Raw genomic sequence first — 8,185 nt, forward strand, 5'->3', positions numbered from 1 at the left:
CCTGGGAACTTTGTAGAATGTGGTGTTTGCAGGGGTGGAAGCTCAGCTTTGCTGGCCTGGGTGATTAAGAACTACAGCCGTCGACCTCGCAAGCTGTATGCCTTTGATACCTTCTCGGGTATGCCCGAGCCAACAGAAGTGGATATCAGTTACCGAGGAGTTGCTGCCAATGATACGGGCTTAGCAGGTACTTTAGCGGCACCCGTTTCAGAGAATCTAGAAGTCATTGCCAGGGAACTTGGGGTCTGGGATCTCATTGTTCCTGTGCCGGGGCTGTTTGCCGACACCTTGCCTGTTTATCGAGAGCAAGTGGGTGAGATTGCTCTGCTGCATGCAGATGCTGACTGGTATCAGTCAACGATGGATATTTTGCGTCATCTCTATCATCAAGTTCATCCCAGAGGGTTCATCCAGGTCGATGACTATCAAGACTGGCAAGGATGCGCAAAGGCTGTCCATGACTTTGAGCAGGAAGTTGGAGTGTTCTTTCGGCTGCACAGTGTAGCTGAGCCCTTTGGTTGGAAGCCAGATAGCCTAGAGATTCAGGGTTGGCCTAGTGCTGTATGGTTAAGTCCCTCTGAGAACTGGCCGGTAATCACAGATGGTTTGATACAAACCTTCAAACCAGAAGGGATCCGTCTAAGCAAGATTAACGTGGGTCTTTTCCCCTACTGGGAAATGGAGACAGAGCAGCTTATCCAAGAACTGGAGGGCTTGCTGGAGCCAATTCTGCGCAGTCCTCAGCCAGAAGACTATGCTCTGATCTTCCTAGGGGATCCGGATCCGCAACTGGCCAATCAAACTCTGGAGATAGCTGCAGGCAACATAGCTCTCAGGCTCATGGAAGAGGGGTTAGAGCTCAGTAGAGAGCCGTTCTGTTCAGTGGTAGCTGGCTTGAACCCCCATCAATGGGAGAGGCTGATTCCCCAACTCAACTATCGCTATCCCTTGAAGCGGGAGCGCTTTCCCAAGGGATTACGGCCTGCTATTCAAAAGCTACCTGTGTTGCTGTTGGCCTCCTAGGGATCCATCTGTTGTCTTGAGTTACTTGGCTGTCTACAGGGCGTCTGGATCTACCCCTAGCTCTTGTAGCTTCCGGGCCAGGCGCCCTGCCCGTTGTTCGGCCTGCTCAGCCCTTTGCCGCTCCAGTTCGGCCTCAGTGGGTACCAGTTCCCCAGCAGCAGTGGCCCAGCGAATCCAGGTGGCCTCGATGTCCCGAAACCTGCCCTCCCACTTCACTAGGTACAATCCCAAAACCTCGCTCGGCAAGCAACCCTCTGCATCCTCTTGAATTGGCTCATAGCGGCCGCCCCTTAGCCGAAACCCCGCCCAGTCCTCTGGCTCAAACGGGTCAAACCAAAAGTACTCCGGCACCCGGATAATCTGCTCATAAAGTTGCTTTTTGCTTGTCTTGTCCTCCTGGGCAGTGCTGGGGGAAAGAAGCTCAATCACCACGTCTGGGCCCTTCCCTTGCTCCCAAATCACCCAGCTTTTGCGCTCGCCCTTGGGTACTCCCAGCACCACGAAATAATCGGGCCCTCTGAAACTGCGGCTGCGGGCTTGCTCCAAGCTGTAGTAAAGAAACATGTTGCCGCCAACAAAACCATCAGAACGCGGCTGCAGCCAGGTTTGGGTAACGGAGATGAGCAAATCCGTCTGGCACTTGTGCCGCCAGCTTTCCATGGGCTCGCCGTCGTCGTAGGGAAGCTCGTCTTGGGTGGGGGGCAACTCGGGTAGATAAACCGGATCCAGCACCTCAGTAATTGGGTTCGGGTTAGTCATTGCCAGTTCTCCTCTCTTTACCCTTACAAGGTATCGGGATCCACCCCCAGCTCCCGCAGCTTCTGGGCCAGGCGCTCTGCTCGCTGTCGCTCTTGCTCAGCCCTTTGCCGCTCCAGTTCGGCCTCGGTGGGCACCAATTCCCCAGAAGCAGTGGCCCAGCAAACCCACGCGGCCTCAATGTCTGGAAACCTTCCCCCATCTCATTGTTGCCAGCAAAGCAGCTGGGGCGCTGCTGGGACCAGGCTTGGGTAACGCAGATGAGTGAGTCCATTTGGCACTTGCGCTGCCAGCTTTCCGCGAATGCACCGTCTAACTTGGTAGGTGTGTAGGTATAATCAGGTATAATCAGCACTTGGCTCCTGACTTTGTCATTATGGATGCACGTAGGGCAGGATAGTGCAAAACTAGCCCTCTTTGTAGCCTGGGCAGAAGCTACACTTTGTCAGCAGCACTGATTAGAAGGACGAGCTATGGAAAATTCCAACAAAGAAACTCTGCAACCGCGAGTTCTCCTGAGCTGGCCAATTGCGCCAGACTACATCCCACCGCCGCAGTTTTCAGATCGGCAAGTAACTGTCTGTCCCAAAAAAAGAGTGGGGGGCTATGGACTAGGCTATGTCAACCGTCGTGAAGGCTTGGTGGAGTGTCCGGAAGGAAATTATGACCTCTATGACTTTGTCCAGCAGTCTGAGCAGATTGAGGATAAAGAGTTTGATTTGCTAATTGTTGGAGCATCGAGTTGTGAGCCTAGTATCCCTATCAACACTAAGAAGCTCAAATGTCCAACAGTTTTACTTGCTGGGACTACTCATCAAGAGTCTTTCCCGATTAACTATCTCTTAGCCTATTGTGCGGCGGAAGACTTTGACTATGTGGTTACTCCCATCAATCGCCAGCACCTACACTGGTTTGCGGCAGCAGGGTTTAACAATGTAGCCTGGCTACCACTCATACATATGTACACAGTTACTCATGAATGGGTAGAAGCTAGGGAGAACAGAATTGCTTTCTTAGGTCACGCAGGTGCCTTTCATCCAAGACGCATTCGGCTAATTAATGCCCTAAGAGGGGCTGGCTTGCCTTTAGTTACTAAGTCAGGAACCAGAGAAGAAGGTGCTCATCTATTTGCTCACTCTCTAATCTCTTTTAATTGTAGTCTGAATGGAGACTTTAACTTGAGAAATCTCGAGATTATTTCTGCTGGAGGATTTCTACTGACAGATCGCCTTTCATTTGCCTCTGGGTTTGACGAGTATCTAATGCCTGGGCTGTATTGCGACGTTTACGACTCTGAGACAGAACTACTAGAAAAGGTTGAGTTTTATCTAGAGAATTCTGGTTTAGCAATAGAAATAGCCAGGAGAGCTTATAAAAGATTTTTCACAGACTGGCATCCCAAGCATCGGATAGCCGATCTGATGAATTGGGTTTTCAAGGGAGAGCTACCCAACTTTTACGCAGCTAAGTCCGATCCCAGATTTTTCATTAGCACTGCCTACAGAGATCTTGTCAATACACGCCTTGCTATCTACGAACCTGTTCAGGAGTTACACCGTGTAGAGGAGCAACTTAAGGTACTGGTTAGCAAAGACTGCCCAGTAGCAGTTGTGGCAGATCTCCTGGATCTGCCGAGACTAGAAGTCTATGTTGAGGCCGGGTTCCCAGTGTCTGAGATCCCGAAGGGCGCTCTGTCTCGACTACATCTGCTAGAGAAGGATCTTCGTGATGAAAGAGGCTGGGATATTCTAATTACCAAATCAGTTGAGCGAGTAGCAAGTTCAAAATTTGTCTTCCTCTTAGGATCTGAGAATCAGATAGTTTTTTCCAACGCTAAAAAGCTAGTAGATACAAGTCTACTGACTCTGAAAAGGAGAGATGGATATCAATTTAGGGTGAAAGTTTACAATGACGACTCTACTGATTACATTGTTGACCAGATATTTAACAAAATGTGCTACCCGATATTAGACTTTGTGACGAACGTAGAAGTAATTATTGATATAGGCGCAAACATCGGTCTTGCAAGCTCGTATTTTCGGATATTTTATCCGAATGCATCTATTTATTGTTTTGAGTTAAATTATGAAGCAATTCACCTGCTAAAGCTGAATTCTCTCAGCATAGAAAACTGCTATGTTTATCCTTTTGGCTTGTATAGCGACGATACTACCAAAGTTTTCTATTCTGGTTTACAGACGACTCGTCATACCTCAGTTTACAGAAGCTCATGTGTTGGTTTTCCCCAGCTCGCTTACCTTAGGAAGGCAAGTCATTTTTTAAAGAGTATAGACATCGATAAGGTTGACATCTTAAAGATAGATACTGAGGGTTGTGAGCTGCAAATACTGAAAGACTTGTTTGAGAAGTTAAGCACTATAAAGGTGATTTACCTAGAGTTTCATTCAGAGGAAGATAGACGGCTAATCGACCAACTGCTTAACCCGACACATGTTCTTTGGAGAGGAGATATAGTCCACGCGCACCGCGGAAATCTTTGCTACTTGAATAGAAACTGCGTACCTAAGGATTCTCCAATAGAGCCTCTTAGGTAGAAAGAGTTCAACTTTAGGGTTAGTTTCTCAAGCATTGAGATCCACCCCTAGCTCCCGCAGCTTCTGGGCCAGGCGCTCTGCTCGCTGTCGCTCTTGCTCAGCACGTTGGCGCTCCAGTTCGGCCTCGGTGGGCACCAATTCCCCAGAAGCAGTGGCCCAGCAAACCCACGCGGCCTTAATGTCTGGAAACCTTCCCCCATCTCATTGTTGCCAGCAAAGCAGCTGGGACGCTGCTGCGACCAGGCTTGGGTAACGCAGATGAGTGAGTCCATTTGGCACTTGCGCTGCCAGCTTTCCGCGAATGCACCGTCTAACTTGGTAGGTGTGTAGGTATAATCAGCACTTGGCTCCTGACCTTGTCATTATGGATGCACGTAGGGCAGGATAGTGCAAAACTAGCCCTCTTTGTAGCCTGGGCAGAAGCTACACTTTGTCAGCAGCACTGATTAGAAGGACGAGCTATGGAAAATTCCAACAAAGAAACTCTGCAACCGCGAGTTCTCCTGAGCTGGCCAATTGCGCCAGACTACATGCCACCGCCGCAGTTTTCAGATCGGCAAGTAACTGTCTGTCCCAAAAAAAGAGTGGGGGGCTGTGGACTAGGCTATGTCAACCGTCGTGAAGGCTTGGTGGAGTGTCCGGAAGGAGATTATGACCTCTATGACTTTGTCCAGCAGTCTGAGCAGATTGTGGATAAAGAGTTTGACTTGGTGATTGTACGAGCTTCCAGCTGCGAATACAGCAACCCCTTCAACACGAAAAAATTTGGCTGTCCAACCGTCTTACTAGCCGGAACCACGCATCATGGTCACTTCCCCATCCAACATCTTTTGGCCTACTGGGCCGTTGAAGCCTTTGATTATGTTGTTACTGCTCACAACCGCCAGCACCTGCACTGGTTTGCCGCGGCGGGCGCGGAAAACCTGGCCTGGCTACCTCTCATCTCCATGCATACGGTTGTCCACAAGTGGGTAGAAGCAAGAGAAAGCCAAGTTGTCTTTATTGGCCATCAGGGATCCGGGCATCCCAGACGTTCCCGTCTGGTCGAAGCCATAAAGAGGGCACACTTGCCCATTCTTGCCAAAACTGCCAACCGTCAAGAGGCAGCCCGCCTATTTGCCGAATCGCTGATTTCGTTTAACTGCAGCCTGAACGGGGATCTGAACCTTAGGAACCTGGAAGTGATTTCTGCGGGTGGCTTTTTGCTGACAGACAAGCTCTCCTTTGCATCCGGCTTTGATGAGTATCTGAGCCCCGGCTTATACTGCGACGTCTATAGTTCTGAGCTGGAGCTAGTTGAGAAAATCAAGTTTTACCTAGAAAATCCAGGGCTGGCTCTAGAGATAGCTAAAAGAGCTTATGAAAAGTTTCTTGTGGACTGGCATCCCAAGCATCGGATAGCCGATCTGATGAATTGGGTTTTCAAGGGAGAGCTACCCAACTTTTACGCAGCTAAGTCCGATCCCAGATTCTTCATTAGCACTGCCTACAGAGATCTTGTCAATACACGCCTTGCTATCTACGAACCTGTTCAGGAGCTACACCGTGTAGAGGAGCAACTTAAGGTACTGGTTAGCAAAGACTGCCCAGTAGCAGTTGTGGCAGATCTCCTGGATCTGCCGAGACTAGAAGTCTATGTTGAGGCCGGGTTCCCAGTGTCTGAGCTTCCCAAGGACGAGAGGGTCGTTTCCAGAGTACATGTCTGGGAGGAAGAGTCCAGCCACTTAGGTACTGCGACTTGGGATGTTCTGATTGCCAGATCCAACAGCCATCTTACTTCTCGACTCCTGCCCTACTTAAAATTTGTTTTTGTCCTTGATGAACAAAATCAATTGGTGTTCTCGAACGCAACAAAGTTAGCGAACGTTGAAAGAGTTTTCTTGGGCGTGAATAGAGCGGATGGATCTTCTTGGACACTACATCTCAATTTTTATAGGGAGGAAGAAGACGCAGCGCTACTCACGACTGACGAAATCTTTAGTGAGCAGCCATATCCTTTTTTAAACTTCGTCGATGGCGTATCAATAATTGTTGATGTAGGAGCAAACATAGGCATCGCAAGCGCCTACTTTCGAATGCTTTATCCAAATGCTACTATTCTTTGCTTCGAGCCTGACCCTCTAGCTCTTCACTTGCTAAAGCTAAACAGCCTAGATATAGGCGGATGCACTGTATACCCTTTTGGGCTGTACAGTGATGATATCACCAAGACTTTCTACAGTAGTCTTGTAACGGCCTGTTGGAGTTCGATACACAAGAACCAACATGGTGACTTTCCAAGAGTTGTACAGCTTGTAAAGGCAAGCTCATTCCTAGGCTCATTTCTAAAGAGTGTTGGCGCTTACAACATCGATATTCTCAAGATAGATACTGAAGGTAGTGAGACCCAAATATTAAAGGATTTGTTCGAAATTCTAGTCGACATTAAGATAATATACCTAGAGTTTCACTCTGAAGAAGATAGACGATTAATAGACCAGATCCTGTGCCCTACCCATGTTTTGTACAAGGGAAACATAGTTCACACACATAGAGGTACTCTTTGCTACTTGAGTAGAAGGTATATCCTTCATGACGTTTCAATAGAACCTCTTCGGTCAAAAGTTCTCCCAGTCAGTAGCTAAGGCCACTGGGGAAGTTGACAAAGGAGGTTCTAGCTAGAGCATGTAGTTTCAGGATCCACGCCCACTTCGAGCATTTTTGCGTTGGGGGCTCTATCCGTGCTGTTCTGTTCCAGCTTGGCCACACGAGCTTCCAGCTTGCGCAGGGCGCGCTGCAGCTCAGGCAAGTGCCGCTGGACGGCCATGCTCTTGCGCCATTCGGCAATGGGTTGGTGGGGGTAGCCGGCCACCGTTTGACCGGCGGGGACGTCGCTGGTTACTCCTGTCTGGGCGGCTACACGCACGCCATCGCCAATGTGCAGGTGCCCGGCCAAGCCACATTGCCCGGCCAAGATGACGTGGTGGCCCAACTGGGTGCTGCCGGCAATGCCCACCTGAGCCACGATCAGGCAGTGGGATCCGGTGCGCACGCCGTGGCCAATTTGCACCAGATTGTCGATCTTGGTGCCGCGGCCAATACGGGTCTCGCCAACGGCGGCCCGGTCGATGGTGGTGTTGCTGCCCACCTCCACGCCGTCTTCCAGCACCACCCGGCCCGCCTGCAGCATGCGCCGCCAGGAGCCATCGGGGAGGGGAATGTGGCCAAAGCCGTCGTCGCCAATGACCGCGCCGCTGTGGATGAGGCAGTCGTCGCCAATTTCGGTGCGCTCGTGAATGACGCAGTTGGCGAAAAGCTGACACCGGGATCCAATCCGCACGTGGGGGTAGATGGTTACGTTGGGGTGGATTTGGGTGTGGTCGCCAATTTTCACTCCCTCCATCACCACTGCGTGCGGCCCGATTGCCACCCCTTCCCCCAGTTGGACGCTGGCATCCACCACCGCTGTAGGATGGATCCCCACCGGTAGGCGGTAGGGTTGGTAGAACAGCTCGATGGCCTGGGCAAAGAGCAGACGGGGATCCCTGCCCCGCAAGCAGGCAATGGAACAGGGCAAAGCCAGCCCTTCCTCCACGATGACGGCGCTGGCCTGGGTTTGCTCCAAGAGAGGTAGGTAGCGGGCCTCGCTGAGAAAGCTCAGCTCCCCTGGGCGAGCCTCCGCCAGGCTGGCCACGCTGTGAATTTCCAGGGTGGGATCCCCCTCGTAGGCACACCCCAATTTTTGGGCAATTTCCTGTAGCTGCATTGGGGTTGACATCCTGATACATTTACGCTGAACACTGCTGAACATCACTGTTCAACTATGCAGCGATAGCATTCTGTTTGTTTCCATTCGCGTTAGCGGGACGGAG

The 8,185-nt window shown here is 50.6% G+C and carries 5 protein-coding genes; 3 read left to right on the plus strand and 2 right to left on the minus strand.

Features of this window, described 5'->3' with window-relative positions; translation table 11 throughout:
* Positions 1 to 1,023 (plus strand): TylF/MycF/NovP-related O-methyltransferase (locus tag ACVWXE_RS13960; protein ID WP_457490603.1); only part of this gene is annotated, 1,023 nt, incomplete at its 5' end.
* 33 nt (positions 1,024 to 1,056) lie between these two features.
* Here the strand turns inward: ACVWXE_RS13960 and ACVWXE_RS13965 are convergent.
* On the minus strand, positions 1,057 to 1,782 hold the full coding sequence (locus ACVWXE_RS13965) for a Uma2 family endonuclease (protein WP_457490604.1): 726 nt from the start codon (positions 1,780 to 1,782) through the stop codon (positions 1,057 to 1,059).
* A gap of 470 nt (positions 1,783 to 2,252) precedes the next feature.
* Here ACVWXE_RS13965 and ACVWXE_RS13970 point away from each other — a divergent pair, with 470 nt between their 5' ends.
* Positions 2,253 to 4,334, plus strand: coding sequence for an FkbM family methyltransferase (locus ACVWXE_RS13970; RefSeq protein ID WP_457490605.1), 2,082 nt, complete (start codon positions 2,253 to 2,255; stop codon positions 4,332 to 4,334).
* A 461-nt stretch (positions 4,335 to 4,795) separates the two neighbouring features.
* On the plus strand, positions 4,796 to 6,958 hold the full coding sequence (locus tag ACVWXE_RS13975) for an FkbM family methyltransferase (protein ID WP_457490606.1): 2,163 nt from the start codon (positions 4,796 to 4,798) through the stop codon (positions 6,956 to 6,958).
* 29 nt (positions 6,959 to 6,987) lie between these two features.
* Here the strand turns inward: ACVWXE_RS13975 and lpxD are convergent, their stop codons facing one another.
* On the minus strand, positions 6,988 to 8,079 hold the full coding sequence (gene lpxD, locus ACVWXE_RS13980; RefSeq protein WP_457490607.1) for a UDP-3-O-(3-hydroxymyristoyl)glucosamine N-acyltransferase: 1,092 nt from the start codon (positions 8,077 to 8,079) through the stop codon (positions 6,988 to 6,990).
* Positions 8,080 to 8,185 lie beyond the last annotated feature (106 nt).

The organism is Thermostichus sp. MS-CIW-41, assembly GCF_054058915.1.

What these genes read in the sequence shown, in the direction of transcription:
- ACVWXE_RS13975 (WP_457490606.1), top strand. Translation starts at nt 4,796, where the DNA reads ATGGAAAATTCCAACAAAGAAACTCTGCAACCGCGAGTTCTCCTGAGC.
- ACVWXE_RS13965 (WP_457490604.1), bottom strand. Translation starts at nt 1,782, where the DNA reads ATGACTAACCCGAACCCAATTACTGAGGTGCTGGATCCGGTTTATCTA.
- ACVWXE_RS13970 (WP_457490605.1), top strand. Translation starts at nt 2,253, where the DNA reads ATGGAAAATTCCAACAAAGAAACTCTGCAACCGCGAGTTCTCCTGAGC.
- lpxD (WP_457490607.1), bottom strand. Translation starts at nt 8,079, where the DNA reads ATGCAGCTACAGGAAATTGCCCAAAAATTGGGGTGTGCCTACGAGGGG.